Origin of the sequence: Megasphaera massiliensis (assembly GCF_036305205.1) — a bacterium.
GTDB classification, from domain to species: Bacteria; Bacillota; Negativicutes; order Veillonellales; family Megasphaeraceae; genus Megasphaera; species Megasphaera massiliensis.
The window spans coordinates 20,547-46,277 of record NZ_JAXIXE010000002.1 but is presented as its reverse complement, the minus strand read 5'-3'; the positions used below and the strand labels follow the sequence as shown (position 1 = coordinate 46,277).

Sequence of the window (25,731 nt, the reverse complement as noted above, 5' to 3'; positions counted from 1 at the left end):
GATGAAGGAGGGGTTATCATGTGTGTAGGTTTACCCGCACGTGTTATGAAAATTCAAAATGGAATGGCGCTCGTCGATGCGTCCGGAGCGAAACGGGAAGTATCGGCCGCTTTGATCGATGAATTGGATCCCGGCGATTACGTCATGGTCCACGCCGGCATGGCCATTGCCAAGATTACCGACAACGATGCCGACGAAACCGATGACATTCTGGAGGACTTGGATTGATGGCAGAAGGGAAGAAGCGGACGGCCCTGGATATCATTCAGAATTACGACGGGCCGAAAATCCGCATTATGGAAGTCTGCGGGACGCATACCCACGAAATCTTCCGCCTCGGCATCCGGCAGATTTTGCCGAAGCAGGTCGACGTCATTTCCGGACCGGGCTGCCCGGTCTGCGTTACGCCCGTCGGCTATATCGATCAGGCCCTGTGGCTGGCTCTCGAAAAAGGGGTTACGGTCTGCACCTTTGGTGACTTAGTCCGCGTTCCCGGCACCTCGATGAGCTTGGCCGACGCCCGCAGTAAAGGCGCTCACGTTGAAATTGTTTACTCGCCCATTGATGCCTATGAATACGCCAAGGCTCATCGTGACGAAGAAGTCGTGTTCTTAGCTGTCGGCTTTGAAACAACGACACCTCCGTCGTGCCTGGCCGTTAAGCAGGCTATGGCTGACGGCTTGACCAATTTCTCCCTGCTGACGGCCAATAAGACCATGCCCATGGCCTATGAAGCCATGAAGGGCAGTGCCGATGCCTTCCTCTATCCCGGTCACGTCGATGCCGTCGTGGGCACTAAGGCAGGCGAAGCCATGGTGAAGGAAGGGATGTCCGGTGTCGTCGCCGGTTTTACGGCCAAAGAACTGCTCACGGCCTTTGCCGTCATCTTGGCCAAGTTCCCGCAGGGGAAGCCTTTCTTTAAAAACTGCTATCCCCGCGTCGTTACAGAAGAGGGGAGCCGCTCGGCCCAGGCCTTGATGGCTGAATATATGGAACCCTGCGATTCGGAATGGCGCGGCTTAGGCGTCATCCCCCAGTCGGGCTTGCAGCTGCGGGAGAAATTTTCTGCCTGCGACGCCCGCAAGAAGTACGGCATTCCAAAGATGGACGGCAAAGCCAATCCGGGCTGCCGCTGCGGCGACATCCTGAAGGGCCAGTGCAAGCCGCCGGAATGCCCCTTATTTGGAAAATTATGTACGCCGGAACACCCGGTCGGCGCCTGCATGGTGTCTCACGAAGGTGCCTGCTCGGCCTATTATTTATATGGAGGAAATGCCCATGAGTGACCTTATTACCTTAGCACACGGTGCCGGCGGCAAGCAGACGGCGGAACTCATTGACCGCGTCTTTAAAGCTCATTTTTCAAATCCCCAGTTTACCGGGGACGATGCCGCTGTTTTGCCTATTGGCGGAACGAATCTGGCTTTTACGACGGACGGCTTCATCGTGTCGCCGCCTGAATTTCCCGGCGGCAACATCGGTAAACTCAGTATCTGCGGGACGGTCAACGACTTGTCCTGCATGGGGGCGAAACCTCTTTACTTATCGTGTGCCTTCGTCATTGAAGAAGGCTTTCCCATGGAAAAAGTCGAAGCCTACGCCAAGGCTATGGCTGAAACGGCTGCTGAAGCCGGCGTCCGCATCGTTGCCGGGGACACTAAGGTTGCCGGTAAGGGCCAGGTCGACCACCTCTTCATCACGACGACCGGTATCGGTCAGATCATGGACGGTGTCCAAACTTCAGGCACCTTGGCCAAACCGGGCGACGCCATCATCGTCAGCGGCGACGTCGGCCGCCACGGCTGCACGATTCTCCTCGAACGGAACCAGTTCGGCATCGATGCCGATGTGACCAGTGACTGCGCACCTTTATGGGGAACGGTCGAAAGCATGCTCAACACGACCAAGGATATCCACGTTATCCGCGATGCAACCCGCGGCGGCGTCGGCACCGTCCTCTATGAAATCGCCGCCCAAAGTAAGGTCGGCATTCATTTGGACAGCCAGGCCATTCCTGTCGATCCGGCTGTACGCGGCGTCTGCGGCATGTTGGGCCTGGAACCGTTGTATCTGGCCTGCGAAGGCCGTTTGGTCATCTTCGCCCCGCGGGATGTGGCCGACGATCTCGTCGCCGTCCTGCGTAAGGGAAAATATTCGCAAAATGCAGCCATTATCGGTGAAGTTACGGCCGACCAGCCGGGCCGCGTCGTCATGCGCACAGAAATCGGTGCCGAAACGCTGCTGCCGCCGCCGGGCGGTGAATTGCTGCCCCGCATTTGTTAAGATGGAGGTACGGGAATGATATACGAAAATGAAGCGAATCCGCCCCAGGCGCGGCGGTATAACCATGTAACGCCCGATGGGGCAAATATTGCCATTGGCAAGGCGTCCTTCCCCAAGCCCTTCTATATCGGCCTGCAGTACGCTTCGCCGGCCCGAGGCCATTGGACGATTGCTCATTCGCCGATGCTCATTCCCGGCTGCCATGAAATCTACGTCTGCTGTGCCTGCTGCCTCCACGGCGTCGTCTTGTCGGCCGATGAAGTGCCTGAAGGGGCCGGCCGCTTCTCCATGGTTACCCTGACCAATGAAAATTTGATTAAAGGCAACTTAGAAGAAATGATGATCGACGGCATTGCCCATATCATCGACGAACTGCCGGAGCGGCCGAAGTGCGTCGAAGGCTTTACGAGCTGCATGCAGCATTTCCTGCACATCGACCTCAACGTCGTTTACGGGACCCTTCGCGAGCGCTACCCCAATATCGACTTCATCGACGGTTATATGATACCGACCCTGCAGCGCCGCTATTCGCCGGACGTCCTCGGTCGCCGTCAGCTCATGCGGGCCGTGCAGCCCTTGCCGCGAAAGAAGGCCGTCAATTACGTCGTCAATTATTATCCCGTCGATGAGGATAATGAATTATCGAAGATGCTTCGCGACGGCGGTTACGACATCCACGATTTTGCCGACTGCAAGACGTACGAGCAGTATAAGGCCATGGGCGAATCGGAAGCTAACATTTATTTTCTGGAAAACTCCGAGCCGGCGGCCAAGGACATGAAGCGGCGCTTGAAACAAGAAGCCCTCTATCTGACGTATTCTTATGACTACGCCGTCCTGCGGCAGAATTTGCAGACCGCAGCCGACGCCTTCGGCCTTGCCATGCCCGACTGCGACGCTTATGAACAGGAAATCGAAGCCAAGGCTAAGGCCCTCCTCGAAGAAGTGGGCTCGACGCCCATTGCTATCGACTATACGGCGACGCCGCGGCCCTTGGGGCTGGCCAAGTTCCTCTTGACCCACGGCTTCCATGTTTATGCTGTCTACCTCGATAAGATTTTACCGGGGGAAAAGGAGGCCTTTGAGTTCTTGCAGAAGGAATATCCCGACCTCGAACTGCGGTCGGCCATGCACTTTAAGCGGGGCCTTCTGCCGCGCAACGACAGTCAAAAGTACGGCAAGGTCTTGGCTATCGGTCAGATGGCGGCCTATTTTACCGATACGAAGTATTTCGTCAACCTCATCGAAAACAGCGGCCTTTACGGCTACGTCGGCCTGTCGAAAATCCTCGACTGGATCGGTGAAGCCAATGCCGCAGAAAATCCCAAGATGCGGGAAATCATACAGATAAAAGCCTGGGGGTGTCACGGTTGAAACAAGCACAGCGAGTCTTATCGACGTATGCCGTCGACATGTTCGGCATCGCGTCGTCGCTCTATGAATTAGGGGGCCTCATCGTCATGCATGATGCATCGGGCTGCAACTCGACGTACGATACGCACGATGAACCGCGGTCCTACGATACGCAGAGCATGGTCTATATTTCCGGCCTCAATGAAATCGATACCATTCAAGGAAATGACCAGCGGCTCATCGACGACATTGCCGAAGCTGCCGAAGCGGCACAACCTTATTTCATCGCCATCGGCGGCAGCCCCATGCCAAACGCTATCGGTACCGACTTTAAGGCCATTCAGCGACTGGTAGCCGATCGGACCGGCCTTCCGACCTTAGGCTTTCGCACGGACGGCATCCACAGTTATCTGCCCGGTGCCGGCGGAGCCTATGTTTGGCTGGCCAAGCAGTTTGTCAAACCGGCTTCGAAAAAGCCCGAGCTTCCGGCCAAACGGGTCAACCTCTTGGGCTTGACGCCCCTCGATTTTTCCGTCGTCGGCAATGCTACGACGCTGAAACAGATCGTGACTGACGCCGGATTTACCATCCAGAGCTCGTGGTCCATGGGCGACACCCTCGACGGCCTGGCCACGGCTGCTGAGGCCGACGTCAACGCCGTCGTTTCGTCGACGGCCTTTTACCTGGCCCAGTACCTTCGCGATACGTACGGGATTCCCTACGTCGTCGGCATTCCCATGGGCGAAAAGGGGACGGCCGATTGGCTCGAAGCCCTGCGGAAAGGCGATTCTTCTTATGTGACCGGCCTTACGGGAGACGAAGAATACGTCAAGGCTCAGTACGCCTTGGCCGACCTCAATGCCTGGAAGACGGAACAAGCTTACGACGATACGCCTTGTGACGTGCTGGTCATCGGGGAACCGGTCTACCTCCAGTCGATGAAGGCCTTCCTTGAAAAGGAACTGGGCGTTGAAAAAGTTCGCCTGCTCTGCCCCTTGTCGGATGCCCCGCAGTGGCTCTTGAAGGACATGGAAGTGGCCAGCGTCGAAGCCGTAATCCGCCAGGAATGCCGCAAGGCGCGGCGGGTCATTGCCGATCCGATTTATGCTCGGTTACTGCCGGATGAGCCTGATAAATTTATTTCCATGCCTCACGAAGCCTATTCCGGCCGTCATTATCACGACGATATGCCTATTTTTGTCGGCTCGTCGTTTACGGCGTGGATGAAAGATAAACTGAAATAAGAAGGAGACTGACTATGCGGAAATTTGCCATTTATGGAAAGGGCGGCATTGGGAAATCGACGACGACGGCGAACGTGTCGGCGGCCTTGGCGTCGATTGGAAAAAAAGTCGTCCAAATCGGCTGCGACCCGAAAGCCGACTCGACCTTGAATCTGCTCCATGGCGAACCGGTCATGCCGGTCATGGATTACTATCGCCAATATACGGAAGGTCCGGACTTCGATCATATCGGACGGGAAGGCTACGGCGGCGTCTTCTGCATCGAAACGGGCGGACCGACGCCGGGCCTTGGCTGTGCCGGAAGGGGTATCATTGCTACCTTTGACCTTATCGACGAATTGGAAGTCTTTGAAAAACTTTCGCCGGACGTCGTCATGTATGACGTCTTGGGCGACGTCGTCTGCGGCGGCTTTTCGGCACCGATCCGCGACGGCTATGCCGATGAAATCTTCATCGTCACGTCGGGGGAAAAGATGGCCCTCTATGCGGCGGCCAATATCTTTAAAGCCGTAGAAAACTTTAAGAGCCGCGGTTATGCCCAAGTAAAAGGGCTGATCCTCAATCGCCGCAACGTCGATGATGAATATGAAACGGTCAAGGCTTTTGCCGATGAACACGGTCTGCCTATCGTGGCCGACATTCCCCGCAGCAAGGAAATCCAGTTTTATGAAAACAAGGGAATGACCGTCGTCGAAGGCGATCCGGAGCTGCCCGTAAGCCGAATCTACCGCGATTTGGCTCAGCGGCTGCTGGAAGTATAGAAAGGAAGTAAGGCCATGGGAATGAATGACACGCCGTCAGGCGAACGCGTCCATATCGGATTTTTCGGCCGCCGCAATGCCGGGAAATCAAGTGTCGTAAACGCCGTTACCGGCCAGAACCTGTCTATCGTATCGGATACCAAGGGGACGACAACGGACCCCGTTTACAAGGCCATGGAGCTCCTGCCCTTGGGGCCGGTGGTCATCATCGACACGCCGGGCATCGACGACGTCGGTGCCCTCGGTGAAGAACGGGTGCGCCGGACGAAACAGGTCCTCAATAAGACCGATATTGCCGTCGTCATCGTCGATGGGACGGAAGGCTTGGCTCCGGCTGATGAAGAGGTATTGGCCCTCATTCGGAGCAAGGGCCTGCCTTATCTTATCGTCTATAATAAGGCCGACCTGGTGAAGCATGTGGCTGAGGCCGATGATCATGCAATTCATGTCAGCGCCTTGACCGGCGACGGCATTTACGAATTGAAGGAAAAACTGGCCCGGTTGAAGCCGGCTGACGCCGAGGCTCCCATCGTCAGCGACCTCATTCATAGCGGCGACATGGTTGTTCTCGTCGTGCCCATCGATTCGGCAGCGCCTAAGGGACGCCTCATCCTGCCGCAGCAGCAGACGATTCGGGAAATCCTCGACAGTAACAGTGCGGCCATCGTCGTCAAGGAAGATGAACTGCCCCATACCTTGTCCTGCTTTACGAAGAAGCCGTCGTTGGTCATTACGGACAGTCAGGTCTTTGGACGGGTCTCGGCTGATACGCCGGACGATATCCGCCTGACGTCCTTTTCGATTTTAATGGCTCGCCATAAGGGCCTCTTGGAATCGGCTGTCCGCGGTGTCACCGCCGTCGATAAGCTGAAAGACGGAGATACGGTCCTCATTGCCGAAGGCTGTACACACCATCGCCAATGCGACGACATCGGTACGGTAAAGATTCCTCGCTGGTTGAAGGAGTATACGGGTAAAGATATCTCGATTGAAACGGCTAGCGGCCGCGATTTTCCTGAAGATTTATCGCCCTATGCCATGGTCATTCACTGCGGCGGCTGCATGCTCAACGGGCGGGAAGTCGGGTACCGCATGAAAACGGCTGTCGATCAGGCCGTTCCCATTACCAACTATGGCATTGCCATTGCCTATATGAAAGGCATCCTGCGGCGGAGTCTGAGTGTCTTCCCCGATTTACAGGAACTGCTGTCGGCACATTAGGCGAGCAAGACGAAAAAAGCAGCCCGTGAAAGGCGGGTTGTGAGGTGGATTTATGGCAAACTTATCGCTTAAACTTGAACAAAAAACTAAATTGATGCAAGTCCAGCGCCTGACGATTCAGCTTTTGGCTCTCCACGGTCAGGAGTTGATGGACTTTCTCCAGGAACAGGTAACGGATAATCCTCTCCTGGACATCCGCTATCACGACGTCCGCGGAGCCGGGGATAAAACTGAAAAGCCCATCGACAATATTAAAAGCCGCAGTGCATCCCTCGAATCGCAGCTCATGGCTCAGCTCCGCGTCGTGTCCGTGCCGCGGCCGATTCTCTTGGCGGCGGGACTGGTCATCGGTTCTCTCGATGAGAAAGGCTTTTTCCAAGGTGATTTATCCTCCTTAGGTGACGGCTACGGCCTTTCGGAAGAGGACATGGAAAAAGGCCTGGCACTGGTCCAGACCTTTGATCCGCCGGGCATCGGAGCCCGGAATATTTGTGAAGCCCTGCTTATCCAGACGCGGCGCCGCAGTGACGGGCCGCCCAAGACAGAAGAACTCTTGACCCTGCACTATGATGATTTCCTGCGGGGGAAGTGGTCGAAAATCCAGCAGGGGTTGGATTTATCGGATAAGGATTTGCGCGACATTCGGGATTTTTTGAAGACCTTGTCCCTTCAGCCGGCCGGTCAGATCGAGCAGGATGAAGTTTACATCCGCCCCGACGTCGAGATTTATCTTGAAGAGGGCGGGACATTAGCTTTCCGCTGGCTGGAAGAGCTTCCCGACGTCTATTTTCGCGATGATTTATACGCCGAGTATGGAGCCCAGAAAGATAAGAAGACACTGGCTTATATCCGCAAAGCCCGGAGGGCTTTTAACGATCTGGCGTCGGCTTTGGCCTATCGCCGCCTGTCCATTGAACAGGTCATGAACTGTCTCTTGACTCGTCAGGAAGGCTATTTTCTCCACGGTCAGCCCTTGGAGCCGCTGCGCCAAAAGGACATTGCCGAGGAAACGGGCCTCAGTACGGCGACGGTAAGCCGCGTCTGCCGCAACCGGTACGCCCTGTTTGGCGGTAAGGTATACGGGCTGCAGTCTTTTTTAGCTACGGCTTACAGCCGTCAGCGCGAGGAAGAGGACTTTGTTTCTGATAAGGCCATTATGAAGAAAATTCAGGCGCTTATCGCAAACGAGGACAAGGAGCATCCCTATTCGGATCAGGATATAGCCGACTATTTTTCGGCCATCCATATTGCCATAGCCCGGCGGACGATTACGAAGTTCCGGCAAAAATTAAATATTCCCAACAGCAATATCCGGCGCCGATGTCGATGAGGCCCCTTACGGCCGCATCTTATTGAAGATGGTCTGCCGCGATACGTTGAGCAATTTGGCTATATCCTTTTGGCTATAGCCTTTTTCTTGAAGCTCTTCGATGAGGATTTGCTGGATGGTCACCTCTAAATGCTTCATGTTGAGGGTCAAAGACGCCGTGTCGAGGAGGGCGTCTTTTTTATTTTGGTCGGCAATGTCGAAGAGGGCATCATAGGACTTGTCGAGGGTGTCGCCGAAGATGAAGTAGCGCAGGGCGACGCTGTGGAGCTCGCGGATGTTGCCCCACCAGTTGTGCTGGACGAGGACTTTTTTTAAGGCCGGGCTGAGTTGGCATTTTTGATGGCTTAAGGTTTCGACGAAATGGGTGAATAAGTAGAGGATGTCGTCAGGCCGATCGTTTAAAGGCGGCAGATTGAGGCGCAGGGTGTTGATGCGGAAGTATAAGTCGCGGCGGAATTCGCCGGCTTCGACCGAGGCGATGAGGTCGGCGTTGCCGGCTGAGATGATGCGGATGTCGAGGGGGATGACGTAGTCTGAGCCGAGGCGCATGACCTGTTTCGTCTCCAAGACGCGCAGCAGTTTCGATTGGATGCTGGGGGCCATACTGTTGATTTCGTCGAGGAAAATCGTTCCCTTGTGGGCCATTTCAAAGAGGCCGGCCTTGCCTTCTTTGCGGGCGCCCGTGAAGGAGCCGCTGACGTAGCCGAAGAGTTCGCTTTCGAGGAGGTCTGTCGTCAAGGCGGCGCAGTTGATGGCCACGAAAGGCCCGTTGCGGCGGTCGCTGGCGTTGTGGATGCTCTGAGCGAAGAGTTCTTTCCCTGTACCGCTTTCGCCTTGAATCAGGATGGGGGCGTTGTACTCTGCCATGGTGGCGGCCCGCTGAATGACTTTTTTCATGTTGCCGTCGACGGTCTTGATGTCGTCGAAGTGATGTCTGGCGGTCATGCCGGTCTTGGTCAGCTTATAGCGGATATTTTTTTCCAGGCGCTGCAGCTCTGTGACGTCGCGGAGGGTCATGATATAGTGGGAGCTGCTGTCCATGAGGAAGAAGTCGGAGTTGGCGATGAGGGTATAGGGCGGACGGCGGATGATCGTTTCGTGGAAGGACGGTTTGTTCCCTTCGACCCAGTCCGGGAAGATATCGCGGATATTTTTCGTCGTCGCCGACACGCCCAGAAAGTCGGCAGCCCTTTTGTTGAGATGGGAAATGGTGCCGCCTGTGGAATAGAGGATGATGCCGTCCGTGACGTGGGATAAGATGGACGACATCATGGACAGCTGTTGATTGTCCTTTTCTTTGAATGACAGCAGTTCTTGGGCGTAGAGCAGGACCGACAGCATCGTCGATTCGCTGGGCTTGATGGGGTAAATCGGCATCGGACTGGGATTGGCGATTTGGGGCAGGAGGGGACAGCCGACGATGGCCGTGTCGGCCGTGACCGGTATCTGCCGCACCCGTTCGAGGAGTTCCAAGTGCGTCTTATCGAGGCTGTAGCGTGGGTAAAATACGATTTTCTCCGACAGCTCCGGCGGACAGGCTTCCTTGTTGAACATGAAGTTTTCATTGAGCAGCAAGTGGATTTTTTTGTAATTCGGGGCAATGGCCCGCAGGGCATAGAGGGCGTCGTTGGTCGAGCTGTACAGACAGAGGATGGGAATGGTGTCGATGGCCTTGGTCAGTATCTGGTGGGCGCCGCTGGTGGTGATGATGACCTTGGTTCCTTTTTCGACTAAGGCATGGGCTTGGGCGACGAGGTTGGGAAAGTCGATGATTTCGACGTCGATGATGAAGTGGTGTTGTTCTAATTTCTCCTTATATGTGTCTAAGATGGTGTGAACCATCTGCTGCATGGAAAGGTCGGAAATCAGGAAGGCAATTCTATCCATAAGTTTCTCCTTTATATTTCATTAAAAATTACCGAAAAGTTCTCCTTCTATCATAAAAAAATATGAAGAGAATGTAAAGTATGTAACGAATTTTTTACATATTTTGAATATCAATTAGCTTATCAATATGAAAAAATGGCTTAAATTCGATAATATCATAGTTGGCATGATTATTTCATATATATTGTCGAACAGATAAATGAGCTGATTCAACGAATGAGGAGGTATGAATTATGAAAAAATTATTGTCCGGTGACGAAGCCATCGCCAGAGGCTTATATGAAGCCGGCGTTTCCTTTGCTTCGGCTTATCCCGGTACGCCGAGTACGGAAATCTTGGAAAACGTCTCGACTTATGATGGTATGTACTCTGAATGGGCACCGAATGAAAAAGTTGCTATGGAAGCGGCTATCGGCGCTTCTATGTCTGGTGTCCGCTCTTTCGCAGCCATGAAGATGGTCGGTGTCAACGTAGCAGCTGACCCGCTGTTTACGTTCTCCTACTTAGGCATGAACGGCGGTTTTGCCTTCGTATCGGCTGACGATCCGGGAATGCATTCGTCCCAGAATGAACAGGACAACCGCAACTATGCTAAATTCGCTAAAATCGCCATGTTTGAACCGTCGGACTCCCAGGAATGCATCGACATGACCAAAGAAGCGTACCGCGTCAGCGAAAAGTACGGCGTTCCCATGATGATTCGCATGACGACTCGTGTCTGTCATTCGAAGAGCCTCGTTGAAGAAAGTGATCGTGTAGAGGTTCCGGCCGTTCCCTATAAGAAACAGCGCGAAAAGATGGATGCCGTCCCGGCCATTTCCAAACAGCGCCGCTACGTCGTCGAAGAACGGGAACAAAAATTGAAAGAATACGCTGAAGAATGTCCTTTTAACGTCGTCGAAATGCACGATACGAAGATCGGCATCATCTCTGCCGGCTCGGCCTATATGTATGCCAAAGACGCTTTAGGCGACAAGGCTTCTTACTTGAAACTCGGCTTTACCTACCCCTTGCCGATGAAGAAAATCAAAGCTTTTGCCGATTCCGTCGATGAACTGTACGTCGTCGAAGAACTCGATCCCTTCATGGAAGAACAGATCCGCCAGGCCGGCATCGCCTGTCATGGCAAGGATGTCATCCCCAAGATCGACGAACTCAACCCGAATATCGTTGCCGAAGGCATTTTGAAAGAAAAGGCAGAAGGCTTCGACGTTCCCGATACCTTGTTCGTTCCCCGTCCTCCGGCTCTCTGCGCAGGCTGTCCGCACCGCGGCTTCTTCTACGAACTGGGCAAACGGAAAGATACGGTCATGATCGGCGATATCGGCTGTTACGCCTTAGGCGGCGCGGCTCCCCTTAATGCCAAAGACTTGGCGGTCTGCATGGGCAGTGCCTTCTCCGTCGGCCACGGATTCAGCCACGGCTTTGAACTGAGTGATCAGAAGAAACGCGTCGTCGGCTGTATGGGCGACTCGACCTTCTTCCACACGGGCATCAACTCCCTGACCGAAGTTGCCTACAACGGCTCCAACACGATCTGCGTCATCTTGGATAACCGCATCACCGGCATGACGGGCCATCAGGAAAATCCGGGCACGGGCTACAATATCAAAGGCGAACCGGCTACCCTCATCGATATCGAAACGGTCGTCAAAGCCTTGGGTATTAAGAATGTCCGCACCGTCAATCCGCTGGACCTCAAAGTCATGAAAGAAACCCTCGACTGGGCGTATGCAATCGAAGATGAACCGTCGGTCATCATCACCAAGTGGCCCTGCGTCCTCAAGAAGTTCTCCAAAGAAGATAAAGAAGAATTCGACCTCGATATGACACCGTGCGCCGTCGATACGGAAGTCTGCATCGGCTGTAAGAAGTGCTTGTCGACAGGCTGCCCGGCTCTGCGCTTCGACAATGAAGCGAAGAAATCCGGTATTTCTGAAACGGACTGCGTCGGCTGTACGGTCTGCATGCAGGTCTGCCCGGTTCATGCCATTTACAAGAAGGGGGATAAATAATATGTCAGACGTAAAGAGCGTACTCTTCGTCGGTGTCGGCGGTCAGGGTACTATATTAGCCAGTAAGATTTTAACCATCGGCCTCATTGAAAACGGTTACGATGTAAAAATGTCCGAAGTCCACGGCATGAGCCAGCGCGGCGGCAGCGTCAGCACGCAGGTCCGCTTCGGTAAAAAAGTTTATTCGCCGATCATCGGCGAAGGCTCGGCAGATATCCTCATTTCTTTCGAAGAAATGGAAGCGGCTCGCTATGCCAAGTTCCTCAAAAAAGACGGCAAGATGGTCGTCAATAAGATGCAGATTCCGTCGTTGCCGATTTTGTCCGGCGCCTGTTCGTATCCGGAAGGAATCTTAGAAGAATTACAAAAACGCGTACCGATTACCATTGTCGACGCAACGAAAATTGCGACGGACCTCGGGAATCCAAAAAGTGCCAACGTCGTCCTCTTAGGGTCTCTCATCGGATCCTTGGGACTGCATAATATCGATTGGAAGGCGATTATTGCCAAGGTAGTAAAACCTGCTTTTGTCGATATTAATTTAAAGGCTTTCGATGCCGGTATGGCCGCTGTATAATAGAGTGTGTGCTAGAGTAAAATGCCAGGCATGAAATGAAGTGCCTGGCATTTTTGGCACCCAAGGAGGAAGAAACACCATGCAACCTACGACAAAAGTACCAGAAGCACCATCTCTTCGTTCACGTTTATTCGGCAAATCCTATGAAATGTACGCACAGGCGGCGGGCATCACCGTCGACGAATGGAAAGCAGAAACGAAATTCAGCGGCATTGACCTCGGTTGGGTCATCCTGTGTGTCGGTATGTCTTTAGGGGCGGGAATCGTTTTTCTGCCCATCCAAGTCGGGTTATCCGGTTTGCTTATCTTTGCTCTCGTCGCTATCGTCGGTTATCCGATTGCCTATGCTCATCAGAAATTGTATTTGAACGTTTTGGCAGAAGCTCCTAAATGTGAGGATTTTGCAGGTATTATCTCCGGTTATTTGGGGAAAAATTGGGGTTTCTTCCTGGGTGCTCTATATTTCGTCTTTACGACGATTCTCCTCTTCTTGTATTCTACAGCGTTGACGAATGACAGTTCGTCCTTCTTAATGACTTTCGGCGTTACGGAATCGCCACTGGTCGATAATATGTTTTATGGCGTGGCCCTCATTTCCTTCTTGGTCCTCATCGCGTCCCAAGGGGAAAAACTGCTCATGAAGATCTCGTCGGGCATGGTCTTTACCAAAGCCATGGTCATCGCGGCTCTCGGCCTCATCATGATTTCCCACTGGGATCTGGCCAATATCCTGATTCCGCCCGATGCCTGGTACGTCATTAAAAACTTTATCATCATGCTGCCCTTCATCGCCATGTCGATCGAATTCTTCGTAGCCCTCGGGCCGGTCGTCATCTATTTCCGCTCCAAAACGGATAATAAGGTCGTCGCCCATTATCGAGCTATGAGGGTTTATAACAGGGCGTACTTATTCTTGGTCGGATTGGTCGTTTTCTACACCATTTCTTTCAATCTGGCTATCGATCATGACCAAGCTGTCGTCGCCTATACGGCCAATATTTCCGCCTTGGCCCTGGCTGCGCAGAATATGGACGGCGCCTTGATTAAGGTCTTGAATCTGATTTTGAACATCTTCGCAGTGGTTACGGCTTTCTTTGCCATGTTCCTCAGCTTCCGCGATGCCTGTACGGGGATCGTTTTGAATCTGTTGAACCGGTTCATGAATGCCGATTCCATCCCGAAAAAGGTGATTACCTATGCTACCAGCCTGTGCTGTATCATCCTTTGCTGGGGCGTCATCGTCCTCAATGTTCCAATCTTGAAATTTACACCGATTTTAGGCGGCCTTATCGGCATTATCGCCTGTTTCCTGCCGACCTACCTCGTCATGAAACTCGATATCTTTAAGAAATACCGTACATGGCGGTTGATTCCCATCGTGTTTATGGGGTTCATTCTCCTCATTTCCCCGCTCATTTCGTTATGGTAGACTTTTATTGTATAAAGGAGTGACTCTTATGGCTTCCCAAGAAATGTACCGTTTAGGTTCCCAAAGTTCGGTTATCCGCGAACTCTTTGCTTATGGTCAGGAACAGAGTAAAATCGTCGGTAAAGATAAAGTGTTTGACTTCAGTATCGGCAATCCTACCGTTCCGGCCCCGTCCTGTATTAAAGAAGCAATCGAAGATATCCTCGCCACCCGCGAATCGGCAGCGATTCACGGTTATACGGCGGCTTCCGGTGATCTCAGCGTCCGCCAGGGACTGGCCGACTACATGAATCAGACTTATCAGGCCGGCGTCGAAGCGTCCCATTTCTACATGACCTGCGGCGCAGCCGCATCCTTGACGGTTACCTTAAAGGCCCTCGTCGAAGGCCCGGACGATGAAGTCATCGTCATCGCGCCCTTCTTCCCGGAATACTCGGTATTCATCGCTAACGCCGGGGCGAAAGCCGTCGTCGTTCCGCCTGATACGGAACACTTCCAGATTCCCATGGATGAACTTGAAAAGGCGATTACGCCGCATACACGGGCCATTATCGTCAATTCTCCGAACAACCCGTCAGGCGTCGTTTATTCGAAAGAAACCTTTGAAAGACTCAGCGCCCTGCTGACTAAGAAATCGGCAGACATCGGCCATGCCATCTACCTCATCGCCGATGAACCGTACCGTGAAATCATCTATGACGGACTTCCCATTTTATACGTCCCTCATATCTATAAGAATACCATCGTCTGCTATTCCTACAGTAAATCCCTGAGCCTTCCCGGCGAACGTATCGGCTACATCCTCGTGCCGCCCAGTGCTGAAAAAGCGGCTGAAGTCTATACGGCTGTCTGCGGTGCCGGCCGGTCCATGGGTTTCGTCTGCGCACCCCATCTCTTCCAGGATGTCATTTTGAAATGCATGGGCCAGACGTCGGATATGAACGTCTATGATGAAAACCGTAAATTGTTATATAATGGACTTAAAGAAATGGGCTATGACTGTGTGTATCCCAGCGGCGCGTTTTATTTATTCGTCAAGTCGCCCGAGGCTGATGCCAAGGCTTTCTCCGACAAGGCTAAAGCTTTGAACCTCCTCATCGTACCGGCAGACAGCTTTGGCTGCCCGGGCTATGTACGGATTTCCTACTGTGTCGAAGCTGACATGATTAAGCGCTCCTTCCCGGCATTCCGGCAGCTCATCGCTCAATACCAAGAAAAGAGGTAACAGACTATGAACGTATACGACGAGTACAAAGCGAAATGCTGCAGTGCCGACCAGGCCGTCAAGCTGGTAAAAGACGGTGACTGGGTCGATTACAGCATGAGCTGTGCGTATCCGACGGCCCTCGACAAGGCATTGGCCCGGCGCCGTGACGAATTACAGGATATCAAGGTGCGCAACGCCATTTCCTGCCATCCCGTCGCTATTTTGGAAGCCGATCCGGAGAACAAGACCTTTACGTACAACCTGTGGCACTGCTCCGGTGTCGACCGGCAGTATCTCGATGCCGGCCGGGCTTATCACGAGCCGATGCTCTTCCGCGACTGCGGCTCCTACTACCGCCGGGGCTTTGCGCCGGTCAACGTGGCCATGATTACCGTATCGCCTATGGATAAGCAGGGCAATTTCTCCTTTGGCCTCACCAACGGCTGTCAGCAGGAAATGCTCGATGCAGCGGAACACATCATCGTCGAAGTCAATCCTAAGATGCCGACCGTCTTCGGCATGGGCAACGACCACATCCATATCTCGAACGTCGACGCCGTCATCGAAAGCGATGAACCCGTAGGGCTTGCCCCGAACCGCGAACCGGCAGAGATCGACAAGGAAATTGCCGGCAAAATCTTCCCCTATCTCCATGACGGCATTACCCTCCAGCTCGGTATCGGCGGCATGCCCAATGCCTTAGGCATCCTCATTGCCGAATCGGACTTAAAGGATCTCGGGATGCATACGGAACTCATGAGTGACGGCTATCTCAACCTCTATAAGGCCGGGAAGATCACCAATGATAAGAAACCCTTCCAGCGGGGAAAAGGTGTATTCTCCATCTGCATGGGCTCGCAGGAGCTGTACGACTTCCTGGATCACAACCAGGACATCCTGTCAGCACCGATGTACTACGTCAACAACCCGGAAACGATTCGCCAGCTCGACGATTTCATCTCTATCAACAGCTGCATTGCCGTCGACCTCTACGGACAGGTCTGTTCCGAATCGGCCGGCACACGGCACATCAGCGGTACGGGCGGACAGCTCGACTTCGTCACCGGTGCTTATGCTGCCGAACACGGCAAGGCCTTCCTGGCCATGCAGTCCAGCCGCGTCGACCGCAAGGGCAAACGCCATTCCAACATCCTGCCGAAATTTACGGGCGGCGACATCATCACGACGCCCCGGACCCAGGCCCCGTACATCGTAACGGAGTACGGCGTTGCCAACCTGTCGGGCCTGGCCACGTGGCAGCGGGCCGAAGCCTTGATTGACATCGCCCATCCGGAAGTTCGGGAAGAATTGATTCAAGCCGCCGAAGAACAGCGTATCTGGCGGAGAAGCAACAAACGATAAAGTAGTGTAGCTTGCCTTGCAAGGGCATTTCTATAAGCGAAGAGTCCCTCGTCATGCAGTGTGATGAGGGACTCTTTTTATCTGCGTACTGCCTTAAATTTGTTATAATGTTGATAAAAATAATCTTTTATGCTACTATGCAGGTATAGTAAAACATGACTGAATCATCGATGAGAGAGGAGGTATTCAGCTTATGTTCAAAAAAATGGCAGTACTGATCGTTGCTTTTTCTGTCCTTTTGGGCGGCCTTTGTATGGCCGATAAGGCAGGTCCCCTTCCGGCCAGTGAAGCCTCCCTTGGCGGGATTACCTTGAGAAGTCCCATGAGTTACGTTCGCAGCATTTACGGATCTCCTGCGGAGCGTTATATGACCAAGAACCGATTTAATACCAAGGCTGTTGCCAACCGCTATGGAAAGGGGTTTTACGTCATTGAATATGCTGATAAGGCAGCCGTAGAGGAACTTTATGTAAACGCCCACAACGGCATTGCGACGCCTATGGGCGTTGCCGTGGGCGTTCCCAAATCGACCGTCGACAGACTGTATGGCAGTAGTACGTATTCGCAGGGCAAGTACTATTATTATACCCGGAATGCCATAGCCATTATGATCGTTTACGGAAACGACACCAATGGGGTCACGGTGGTTAAATCCATTAATATACAGTACCAGTCGTAACAGGCTCAATCAGGACTGCCTATGTCGTTACCATGGGCAGTTTTTTTGCGTCGCATGGGGGCGATAAAACCCGGTCGGAGAATTGTGTTTATAATTAAACGGCAGGCGCTGTAAACATATTGATAGAATTATTTTTTTATGATACGATTCAGTTATATTGAGAAGCAAACCGATAATAGAGGAGGAATTTTCTATCATGTTCAAAAAAGTGGCAGTTCTGGCATTTTCCCTTACTACCCTGCTGGCGAATACCTGCCTGGCCGTTATGACAGGTCCCGTTCCGGACAGCGAGGCGTCGCTCGGCGGCATCACCTTAGGAAGCCCCATGAGCTATGTGCGCAGTATTTACGGCGCTCCGACGGATCGAGTCCCGACTAAGGACTATATCCGGCAAGATGCTTTCAGCAACATCTACGGCAACAGCTTTTACGTCATCGAATATCCCAAGAACAGCAGTGTAGAAGAACTCTATGTGACGGCCAACAACGGCATTGCCACTCCCCTGGGGATTACCGTCGGCATTCCCAAGTCGACCGTCGATAAGCTGTATGGTGAAGGCAGCTTTGTCCAGGGATCCTATCGCTATCTGACGCAGGAAGGCAAAGTCATTCAAATCAAATACGTAGACGACGCCAATGATGTCGCCGTCGTTAAATCCATCTATATTCGCTATTCGGCGTAATAAATCAAACAAAGGATGATAGAGGAGGATTTTGTATTATGTTTAAGAAAATAGCCCTTATGATCTTTACCCTTTCTATGCTGGCCGTCGGCAGTTGTTTCGCCGCTATGGTCGGCAACGTTCCTGACAGTGAAGCTTCTCTGGGCGGAATTACCTTGGGCAATAAGATGACTTATGTCCGCAGTATTTATGGGGAACCGACGGAACAGAGACGGGCGAAGACGGTATTGAATGAAAATGCAATCTTGTATCGCTACGGCAAGGGATTTTTTATCCTTGAAAATCTCTATAACTATACGGTCGAGGAGATTTTGACCAATGCCAATAACGGGATTTCGACGCCCATGGGAGTTACCGTCGGCGTTCCCAAGTCCACTGTCGATACATTATATGGTGAAGGGCGTCTTTGGAACGGCGCTTATCTTTACCTGACGGACCAGGGGAAACGCATTGAAATCAAATATGAAGCAGATGCCAAGGGTGTTATGGTCGTTAAGTCCATGTACATACGTTATCCGGCGTAAGCTTTTTTTTCTTGAAACTGCTCGTGTCAGACGATACGGGCAGTTTTTTGCGGAATGGATGGGATGTAAGCGACGGGAAATGGAACGTCGATCCGAATTACCGGCCTGTTGTTTCTGTGAAAATATTGATACCAAGAGAATCGGTATGATAAGATAAACGTAGATTGATAAAACGAACGAGAATACGGAGGGAGTTGGTATTATGTTTAAAAAAGTTGCAGTCATGGTTTTTGCTCTTTCCATGATGGTGGTGAGTACCTGCTTAGCCTATACCTTTGGTCCGGTTCCTGCCAGTGAAGCCTCCTTGGGCGGCATTACCTTAGGAAGTCCCATCAGTTATGTCCGCAGTGTTTATGGTGACCCGACAGAGACTGCTTGGGGCAAGGACCGCCTCAACCAAGATGCTAAGTCATACCGCTACGGCAAGGGATTTTTTATCCTCGAGAGGCTCTATGACAATACCGTCGCAGAACTGATGACCAGTGCTAATAATGGGATTGCAACGCCCATGGGGATTACGGTTGGCGTTCCTAAGTCTACGGTGGATGCATTGTATAGCGGAGGGCGGTCCGGAAACGGATATACTAGCTATATGGCGCAGAATGGGGCCTTGATTAAAATCACGTATGGTCGTGATGCTAATGGCGTTCTGGTCGTTACGTCCATCACGATGAGGTTCCCTGAGTAAGCTGTTCGTAGAATACGTACTGCCTGTGTCTGAGACATGGGCAGTTTTTTTATGCCTCAAAAACGTTTTTTATAGGCGCATAAATAAGACCGCCGGGCTGTCGAGGGATGGCGGACAGTCTGACGGTCTTGCCGTATTTTGAAGGATTTATAGTGGTTACTTGCCGAATAAACGAGCGGGCAATGGAATTTGGGCCAAGATGACGGCTACAAAGACGAGGACGCAGCCGACAATTTCTTTTCCGGTCATGACTTCGCCTAAGATGAGCCAGCCGGCCAGGACGGCAAAGACGGCTTCTAAACTCAAGATAAGGGTTGCCGTCGTCGGCTCGGTGTATTTTTGGCCGACGATTTGAAGGGTGTAGGCGACGCCGCTTGAAAGACCGCCGGCGTATAAAATCGGCCATTTGGCATCCCAGAGCATCGAGGCCGTCGGACTTTCAAAGAGGATGGTCAAGGTTGCTGAAAAGAGGAAGGCAATAGCGAACTGGACCCAGGACATTTTGATGCTGTGGGCTTTTTTTAAGAGAAAATGATCGATGACCAAGATGTGAAGGGCGAAGAAGATGGCGCAGAAGAAGACCAGGAGGTCACCGAAGGCAATTTCAAAATCGCCGTTGATGCAGAGAAAATAGAATCCGGTCATGGCCAGGATGACGCAGAAGACGATGATTCGCGGAACCTTGCGGCCGATGAAAAATCCCATGAGGGGGACCAGGACGATGTAGATGGCGGTAATGAATCCGGCTTTTCCGGCCGTCGTCATGGTGATGCCGACCTGCTGCAGGGTATCGGCGATGCCTAAGGTGAGGCCGCACCAGGCGCCGCCGGTGAGGGTAATGGCATCGGGCTTGAGCTGCTGCCATATGGGCGGATACGTCCCGTCATCTCTTTTATCGGTAAATAAGAGGATGACCGGCATGAGGACGATGATGGCGATGACGTTACGGGCGGCGCTGAAGGTGAAGGGACCGATATAGTCCATGCCGATGCTTTGGGCGACAAAGGCCGATCCCCAGATGAGGGCTGTGATTAGGAGAAAAATCGTGCCCTTGGCTTCTGTTTGGTACATTTTGATAAATCCTTTCATAAAATATGGAAAAAACAATAGTACTATAATATAATAATATTAGCAAAAAGTAAATAAAAAAAACTTGACTTCGTGTTGACTCCAAGGTGTATCCTCGAGATACGTTAAAGGAGCGACGGCAAGACTGTTTTGAAACAGTAGATTTGGCAGCCGCACAGATACAGTGTTACATGGTCTTTGTATGGCCATACAGTTTTTTAGAAGGGTAGTGAGTGTGATGAGACTGACGAGAAAACGAATGAGTTTGGCTGTACTCGGATTGGCGGTCGGTGTTTTTTTATTCTTTTTAACGGGGTATATGAACTGCCTGCAGGCAAGTCTTCAAGGGGCTTCCCATAATAGTTCTTTTATTTTTGGTGATGCCGGGCCTTATGCGGCTAAGACGCGGCTTTCTTTTGAAGGCGGTCATGCCGTCCTGGGGTTATACGATACGCCGGCGGCCTTGGAATTGGCCGAACGGCAGCCGCTGGTCGTACCGCTGCAGCGAAAAGACGGACGAATCGTCCTGCCTGATATGCCGCCTGTCGTCTTGTCCGATGCGGATAAAACGGACATGACGCCTAAAATCGGCGATATTGCCTTTGATACGACGACGCAGGAGTTGGTCATCTTCTGCCAGCCGGAAGATACCGTGTCTACCTTGATTCCCGTCGGGCGCGTCATTGGCGGCATGAATTATTTGCTGCAGACGGACGGTGAATTTGCCGGTTACCTCATGAATGAATAGGGAAATTTATTTTAGGATTCATGCATTTATCGTAGGAGGAAGAATATGTTTGGCTTAGGAGCTCCGGAATTACTGCTCATTTTAGTCATTGCCCTCATCGTCTTCGGACCGGGGAAACTGCCGACCATCGGCAGCGCTTTGGGAAAGAGTCTGAGGGAATTTAAAGATGCCGTCAACTCGGCTGAAACGAGTGATGACAAATCCGTTGATGAAGAAAAGACTGAAAAAAAGAACGATACAGAATCCGACCGGAAAGCATAGCCCCTCATGAGCTATGCTTTTTCGTTTTCCGCAAGGAACTCTTTTGGCTATTGCATAAAAAGACTGCCTCTTGTAATATTTTTCACAAAATATGATTGCAGTTAAAGCCCGAAAGCTTTATACTATATATAAGGTTATCTCATACTACTATTGCAAAGTCATGAAGGAGGAGACTTTATAATGTACAAGCTTTCACAAGTTCCAGAAGAGTATAAGAAGAAACTGATTACTGCTGAACAGGCAGCGGCCCTCGTACGAGATGGCGAACGCGTTTCTTATGGTCTCGGCTGCTCGGCTCCGTATGATATCGACATTGAAATCGGTAAACGGGCAAAAGAATTGCACGGCGTCGAAATCGTCGCTTCGACCATCGTCAAAGATGAACCTTATGCGGCATATTTAAACAGTGACTCTAACGATCAAATCCGCTTCGCTACGGGCCATATGAACGGCTTTGAACGTAAGATGTGCAAAGACGGTCGCTGCTGGTTCCTGCCGATCTTGTTTAACGAATTGCCGAAGTACTGGCAGCATATCGATAAATTGATCATCCAGGTCCATCCCATGGATAAATGGGGGAACTTCAACATCGGGCCTCAGGCTGCTGACCTTCGCGGCCTCATTCGCGCAGCTAAGACGATTATCCTCGAAGTCAACCAGAACATGCCGAAAGCTTTGGGCTATGAAACGGAACTGAACCTCTGCGACGTCGACTATGTCGTCGAAGGCTCGAACCACCAGATGCCGCAGATCCCGAATCGTCCGGGAACGGAACTCGATGATAAGATCGCGGACCACATCATTCCCCTCATCGAAGACGGCAGCACGCTGCAGCTCGGCATCGGCGGCATTCCGTCGGCTGTCGGCAAGAAGCTGGCTGAATCGGACGTCAAAGATTTGAGCGGTCATACGGAAATGCTTGTCGACTCCTATGTAGACCTTTATGAAGCCGGTAAGATTACGGGCAAGAAGAACCGTGATAAGGGTAAAATCATGTACGCTTTCGCCGGCGGTACACAGCGCCTCTATGATTTCATCGATGACAACCAGATCGTATTCAACGCACCGGTAAGCTACATCAACAACATCGGCGTCGTTGCCAGCATCGATAAATTTATCTCCATCAACGGCTGCATCGACCTTGACCTCTATGGCCAGGTCAACGCTGAAACGGCAGGCTACCAGCAGATCAGCGGTACCGGCGGCCAGCTCGACTTTGCACAGGGCGCTTTCGCATCGGAAGGCGGCAAGAGCTTCATCTGCGTCCATTCGACGCGTAAATTTAAAGACGGTCACGTCGAATCCCTGATTAAACCGACCCTGCCCCAGGGCACGGTCATCACGACGCCGCGCTCGGCTGTCCACTACATCGTTACCGAATACGGCACGGCCCTCTTAAAAGGCAAATCGACGTGGGAACGTGCAGAAGCACTGATTAACGTCGCTCATCCGGATTTCCGTGAAGATCTGATTAAACAGGCTGAAAAAATGGGTATCTGGACACAGACCAGTAAAGTTACCATGTAATGAATTTTAACTAAGCCCAAAAGGCTCACACCTCGGTGTGAGCCTTTTTTTCGTGGAATCTTAATGATTTTTTATAGAAGGGTTTCTAACGTCCGATTTAAAATTTTTGACATAAAATCAGGCAAGTCGTAATCACCGTCTTGAGCAGACCAGTCAAACATACAGCCCTTGGCAATGACGCATAAATCTTTGGACACCATATAAGGAGTTCGTCCCGGGGAGAGTTGAAATCCGTCAGCAATTGCATTTTCTAAATAGTATTCGGTGATTTTACGGACCTGATTTGCAAAAATTTCAGTATTCATAATATCATTTGTGGGCGATATAAAATGTTTTGTGAAATCGGCCCCCAGGTCAGCTGTAAATTGGCACAGCCATACATGATAGCGAAGCAGTTGCTCTTTTACAGGAAGTCCTTCTAATTTCGGCCGAACCTCTTGATCAAATCGCATTTTCATTCTTTCATAATAGTAATTTAAGACACCTTCTTTTGAACCAAAGAGGCGATAAAACATACCCGTAGAAATTTCTGCTTTCTCGCAGATCGTACGGACCGTTACTTCATCGTAGCCGTAATCTTTAATATCTTTTACGACGATATCAAAAACGAGTTCCTTGGTATTCTTGATTTTATTCGTTTTGGTTAATTTTTCTGTTCTTTTTTCTGACATTACAACACTTCCCGCTTTCTTTTATTTTATCCGGAATCTAACAGGGAATGCTTCAAACATCCTTTTTGTATCGGTTCGATTATAGCAAAAGAAATTTTAGCCGTCAAAGGGCAGAAACAAGGCCCGCTGATGGCGTTTTTGTTATGGATCGTATAACTATCAGGAAAAAAAGATTGACAATGAACTCATAAGGCCATATAATTGGAACATAAACGGAACACATTCCGAACTAATTATTTTGATGTTTTTAGGAGGACTGTTATGTGGTCGAAATGGTACATGAATGAGGAACGGAGATTGATTGAAAAAGCCGTGAAAACTTTTGCGGAAAAAGAAGTACGGCCTTTTATCTCCGCAATGGAAGATGAAGACAAAAGTCCTAAAGAACTAGTCTTGGCTTTGACGAAACTTGGTTTCCTCGGTTATACGATTCCCGAAGAAAAAGGGGGAAGCGGCGTTGACTGGGTCAATTATGGAATTGTCATCGAAGAATTAGGCAAGGTCAGTGGCAACATGGCCTTCATCTCTTTGCTCCAAGGCGAGGTCTTTGCCGGTTTTATGGCAGAAATAGCTAATGAACAACAGATTGAAAAATTTCTAAAGCCGGCCTTACGGGGAGAATACCTTCTGGGTGGCTGGGTAACTGAACCCGGCGGTATCAATGATTTGTCAAGTTTTGAAACGAAGGCTCAGCTGGATGGTGACGAATGGGTTATTAATGGTGGAAAAATCTTTGCTACAAACGCGGATAGCATGGATCTGGCCATCGTTGCCTGCGGTCCTGTTGATGAAGCTCCATCTGCTGAAAATATCCGGTATATTATGGTGCCTAAAGAAGCTGTGGGATTTGTTCCCGGTCATATTGAAAACAAGGTCGGCTTCAACGGATCCCGCACCGGTCAGATTTATTTGAATGACGTTCGCGTGCCGAAAGAAAATGATTTGGGATTAGGAACGGAACTTTTTAATTACCACATGTTCTTAGGTTATTGTGGTTATGCAGCTGCTATGCTGGGCGGTATGGAAACTGTTTTTGAACAGACTGTCGGTTATCTGAAACAGCGTATGTCGGGAGGAAAAGCTCTTTGGGATACTCATGAAACGATTCGATTTGATATCGGGAAATTATGGCAGGCTATTGATACGTATCGCAATTCTCTGTATGGAGCTTTGGTGGGTATGAATAACGGCACAGACATGTATCTTTCCATGATTGCATTGAAGCATGACGGTGAACAGTTGATGGAACATGTTTGCAGTGAATGCATGAGTCTTTACGGCGGCCTTGGCTTGGTAAAAGAAACGGGGATCGAACGTTTCTACCGTGATGCCAAAATGTACTCTATGGTCTGCGGCAGTACGAAAACATTGACCGGCCTGATTAGTAGTCAGTTATAAGGAGGATTTAAGAATAAGATGAAAATTGCAGTTTGCATTAAAGCGGTTCCGGATCCGGCTTATTATGACCAGATTACCTTGGATCCCGTCCGGAAAACCTTAAATCGTGCAGGGATTCCAGCGGTTACGAATGAGGCTGATTTACATGCCTTGGAAGCTGCGTTGGTGTTGAAAAACGAACGCGGTGGGTCTGTTGATGTCTTTACGATGGCCCCGCCTTCGGCGACGGAACAGCTGCGGGAATGCCTGGCTCTCGGAGCGGATCATGCCTATTTATTGAGCGACCGACGCGTTGGCGGCGCCGATACACTGGCTACTTCTTATACGCTGGCCCAGCTTCTGAAAACTTCCGGACAATACGATCTCGTCTTGTGCGGGAATGATACTCCGGACGGGGCCACAGGCCATGTCCCCACACAGATCGGAACCTGGCTGGGGATTGCTCATGCCATGAATGTCATTGGCCTCCACGTTTTAGATGACCATACAGTCCGGGTAAAACGTCAATTTGAAGATGGTATCGGTACCTATGACTTAACCATGCCTTGTGTTGTTGCCGTGACAAGTTCGGTAAATAAGGTGCGGTATACGACGGCAGCCGGGATTTCACGAGCTGTGAAAAAAGAAATTACCGTTTATTCTGCTGATGATATTGATCTTGACCAGTGGTTTATCGGATTGGCAGGGTCTCCGACGCAGTCTGGGGAACTGAAAACGATTGAATTATCCAGAGCGGGTAAAATCTTGGGCGGAAGTGCGGCTGAAGCGGCTCAGGAACTGGCAAAACAAATTCGACAGCATATGGATTAAGACGGA

25 protein-coding genes are annotated in these 25,731 nt (G+C 51.2%); 22 read left to right on the top strand and 3 right to left on the bottom strand.

Features of this window, described 5'->3' with window-relative positions; genetic code table 11:
- The first annotated feature begins 18 nt into the window (after window positions 1-18).
- The 8 genes from UCI88_RS00375 to rpoN are packed head-to-tail and all read left to right on the top strand — an operon-like array spanning window position 19 to window position 8,192.
- On the top strand, window positions 19-228 hold the full coding sequence (locus UCI88_RS00375; protein ID WP_044505205.1) for a HypC/HybG/HupF family hydrogenase formation chaperone: 210 nt from the start codon (window positions 19-21) through the stop codon (window positions 226-228).
- Complete coding sequence (hypD, locus tag UCI88_RS00370; RefSeq protein WP_256180232.1) at window positions 228-1,286, top strand: hydrogenase formation protein HypD; 1,059 nt, start codon at window positions 228-230, stop codon at window positions 1,284-1,286. The genes UCI88_RS00375 and hypD overlap by 1 nt, the downstream gene beginning before the upstream one ends.
- A complete protein-coding gene (gene hypE / locus UCI88_RS00365; RefSeq protein ID WP_225068544.1) occupies window positions 1,279-2,283 on the top strand; it encodes a hydrogenase expression/formation protein HypE in 1,005 nt (334 codons plus the stop codon). The genes hypD and hypE overlap by 8 nt, the downstream gene beginning before the upstream one ends.
- Window positions 2,284-2,298: 15 nt before the next feature.
- Window positions 2,299-3,657, top strand: a complete 1,359-nt coding sequence (locus tag UCI88_RS00360; protein WP_256180231.1) for a nitrogenase component 1 — start codon at window positions 2,299-2,301, stop codon at window positions 3,655-3,657.
- Window positions 3,654-4,880: a nitrogenase component 1 gene (locus UCI88_RS00355; RefSeq protein WP_256180230.1), complete on the top strand. Its 1,227-nt coding sequence runs from the start codon at window positions 3,654-3,656 to the stop codon at window positions 4,878-4,880. Before UCI88_RS00360 ends, UCI88_RS00355 begins: the two co-directional genes overlap by 4 nt.
- A gap of 14 nt (window positions 4,881-4,894) precedes the next feature.
- A complete protein-coding gene (locus tag UCI88_RS00350; protein ID WP_044505200.1) occupies window positions 4,895-5,641 on the top strand; it encodes a nucleotide-binding protein in 747 nt (248 codons plus the stop codon).
- A gap of 15 nt (window positions 5,642-5,656) precedes the next feature.
- Window positions 5,657-6,862 carry a [FeFe] hydrogenase H-cluster maturation GTPase HydF gene (hydF, locus tag UCI88_RS00345; RefSeq protein ID WP_256180229.1) on the top strand — a complete coding sequence of 402 codons (1,206 nt, stop codon included), beginning with the start codon at window positions 5,657-5,659 and terminating at the stop codon, window positions 6,860-6,862.
- Window positions 6,863-6,914: 52 nt separating this feature from the next.
- The gene (gene rpoN / locus UCI88_RS00340) at window positions 6,915-8,192 is read left to right on the top strand and encodes an RNA polymerase factor sigma-54 (protein ID WP_256180228.1); all 1,278 of its coding nucleotides are present in this window, start codon (window positions 6,915-6,917) and stop codon (window positions 8,190-8,192) included.
- A 6-nt stretch (window positions 8,193-8,198) separates the two neighbouring features.
- Here rpoN and UCI88_RS00335 read toward each other — a convergent pair whose 3' ends face one another.
- Complete coding sequence (locus tag UCI88_RS00335; RefSeq protein ID WP_044505198.1) at window positions 8,199-10,079, bottom strand: sigma-54 interaction domain-containing protein; 1,881 nt, start codon at window positions 10,077-10,079, stop codon at window positions 8,199-8,201.
- A 233-nt stretch (window positions 10,080-10,312) separates the two neighbouring features.
- Between UCI88_RS00335 and iorA the strand changes: the two genes are divergently transcribed.
- From iorA to UCI88_RS00290, 9 genes are all read left to right on the top strand, one after another.
- Window positions 10,313-12,094, top strand: a complete 1,782-nt coding sequence (gene iorA, locus UCI88_RS00330) for an indolepyruvate ferredoxin oxidoreductase subunit alpha (RefSeq protein WP_225068537.1) — start codon at window positions 10,313-10,315, stop codon at window positions 12,092-12,094.
- Window position 12,095: 1 nt separating this feature from the next.
- Complete coding sequence (locus UCI88_RS00325) at window positions 12,096-12,671, top strand: indolepyruvate oxidoreductase subunit beta (protein WP_044505196.1); 576 nt, start codon at window positions 12,096-12,098, stop codon at window positions 12,669-12,671.
- Window positions 12,672-12,750: 79 nt separating this feature from the next.
- Window positions 12,751-14,100 (top strand): SLC5/6 family protein, encoded by a 1,350-nt coding sequence (locus UCI88_RS00320; RefSeq protein WP_407944381.1) that lies wholly within the window; start codon window positions 12,751-12,753, stop codon window positions 14,098-14,100.
- Window positions 14,101-14,128: 28 nt separating this feature from the next.
- Complete coding sequence (locus tag UCI88_RS00315) at window positions 14,129-15,325, top strand: pyridoxal phosphate-dependent aminotransferase (RefSeq protein ID WP_256180225.1); 1,197 nt, start codon at window positions 14,129-14,131, stop codon at window positions 15,323-15,325.
- A 6-nt stretch (window positions 15,326-15,331) separates the two neighbouring features.
- A complete protein-coding gene (locus UCI88_RS00310) occupies window positions 15,332-16,669 on the top strand; it encodes an acetyl-CoA hydrolase/transferase family protein (RefSeq protein WP_044505194.1) in 1,338 nt (445 codons plus the stop codon).
- A gap of 193 nt (window positions 16,670-16,862) precedes the next feature.
- Window positions 16,863-17,348 carry a hypothetical protein gene (locus UCI88_RS00305; protein WP_256180224.1) on the top strand — a complete coding sequence of 162 codons (486 nt, stop codon included), beginning with the start codon at window positions 16,863-16,865 and terminating at the stop codon, window positions 17,346-17,348.
- Window positions 17,349-17,544: 196 nt separating this feature from the next.
- Entirely contained in the window at window positions 17,545-18,030 is a 486-nt protein-coding gene (locus UCI88_RS00300; RefSeq protein ID WP_330023862.1) for a chitin-binding domain-containing protein, read from the top strand.
- Window positions 18,031-18,068: 38 nt separating this feature from the next.
- Window positions 18,069-18,554 carry a hypothetical protein gene (locus tag UCI88_RS00295; RefSeq protein WP_256180222.1) on the top strand — a complete coding sequence of 162 codons (486 nt, stop codon included), beginning with the start codon at window positions 18,069-18,071 and terminating at the stop codon, window positions 18,552-18,554.
- A gap of 202 nt (window positions 18,555-18,756) precedes the next feature.
- On the top strand, window positions 18,757-19,242 hold the full coding sequence (locus UCI88_RS00290; RefSeq protein WP_256180221.1) for a hypothetical protein: 486 nt from the start codon (window positions 18,757-18,759) through the stop codon (window positions 19,240-19,242).
- 156 nt (window positions 19,243-19,398) lie between these two features.
- Here the strand turns inward: UCI88_RS00290 and UCI88_RS00285 are convergent, their stop codons facing one another.
- Window positions 19,399-20,313 carry a DMT family transporter gene (locus tag UCI88_RS00285; protein WP_044502854.1) on the bottom strand — a complete coding sequence of 305 codons (915 nt, stop codon included), beginning with the start codon at window positions 20,311-20,313 and terminating at the stop codon, window positions 19,399-19,401.
- A 256-nt stretch (window positions 20,314-20,569) separates the two neighbouring features.
- Here UCI88_RS00285 and UCI88_RS00280 point away from each other — a divergent pair, with 256 nt between their 5' ends.
- From UCI88_RS00280 to UCI88_RS00270, 3 genes are all read left to right on the top strand, one after another.
- Window positions 20,570-21,058, top strand: coding sequence for a cyclophilin-like fold protein (locus UCI88_RS00280; RefSeq protein ID WP_256180220.1), 489 nt, complete (start codon window positions 20,570-20,572; stop codon window positions 21,056-21,058).
- 45 nt (window positions 21,059-21,103) lie between these two features.
- Complete coding sequence (tatA, locus tag UCI88_RS00275; RefSeq protein WP_044502852.1) at window positions 21,104-21,319, top strand: twin-arginine translocase TatA/TatE family subunit; 216 nt, start codon at window positions 21,104-21,106, stop codon at window positions 21,317-21,319.
- 180 nt (window positions 21,320-21,499) lie between these two features.
- Window positions 21,500-22,846 (top strand): acetyl-CoA hydrolase/transferase family protein, encoded by a 1,347-nt coding sequence (locus UCI88_RS00270; protein ID WP_065360345.1) that lies wholly within the window; start codon window positions 21,500-21,502, stop codon window positions 22,844-22,846.
- A 71-nt stretch (window positions 22,847-22,917) separates the two neighbouring features.
- Here UCI88_RS00270 and UCI88_RS00265 read toward each other — a convergent pair whose 3' ends face one another.
- A complete protein-coding gene (locus UCI88_RS00265) occupies window positions 22,918-23,517 on the bottom strand; it encodes a TetR/AcrR family transcriptional regulator (protein ID WP_256180219.1) in 600 nt (199 codons plus the stop codon).
- 261 nt (window positions 23,518-23,778) lie between these two features.
- On the opposite strand from UCI88_RS00265, the gene UCI88_RS00260 reads away from it, so the two are divergent.
- Window positions 23,779-24,915, top strand: a complete 1,137-nt coding sequence (locus UCI88_RS00260) for an acyl-CoA dehydrogenase family protein (RefSeq protein ID WP_330023860.1) — start codon at window positions 23,779-23,781, stop codon at window positions 24,913-24,915.
- A gap of 18 nt (window positions 24,916-24,933) precedes the next feature.
- Complete coding sequence (locus UCI88_RS00255; RefSeq protein ID WP_044502849.1) at window positions 24,934-25,725, top strand: electron transfer flavoprotein subunit beta/FixA family protein; 792 nt, start codon at window positions 24,934-24,936, stop codon at window positions 25,723-25,725.
- Window positions 25,726-25,731 lie beyond the last annotated feature (6 nt).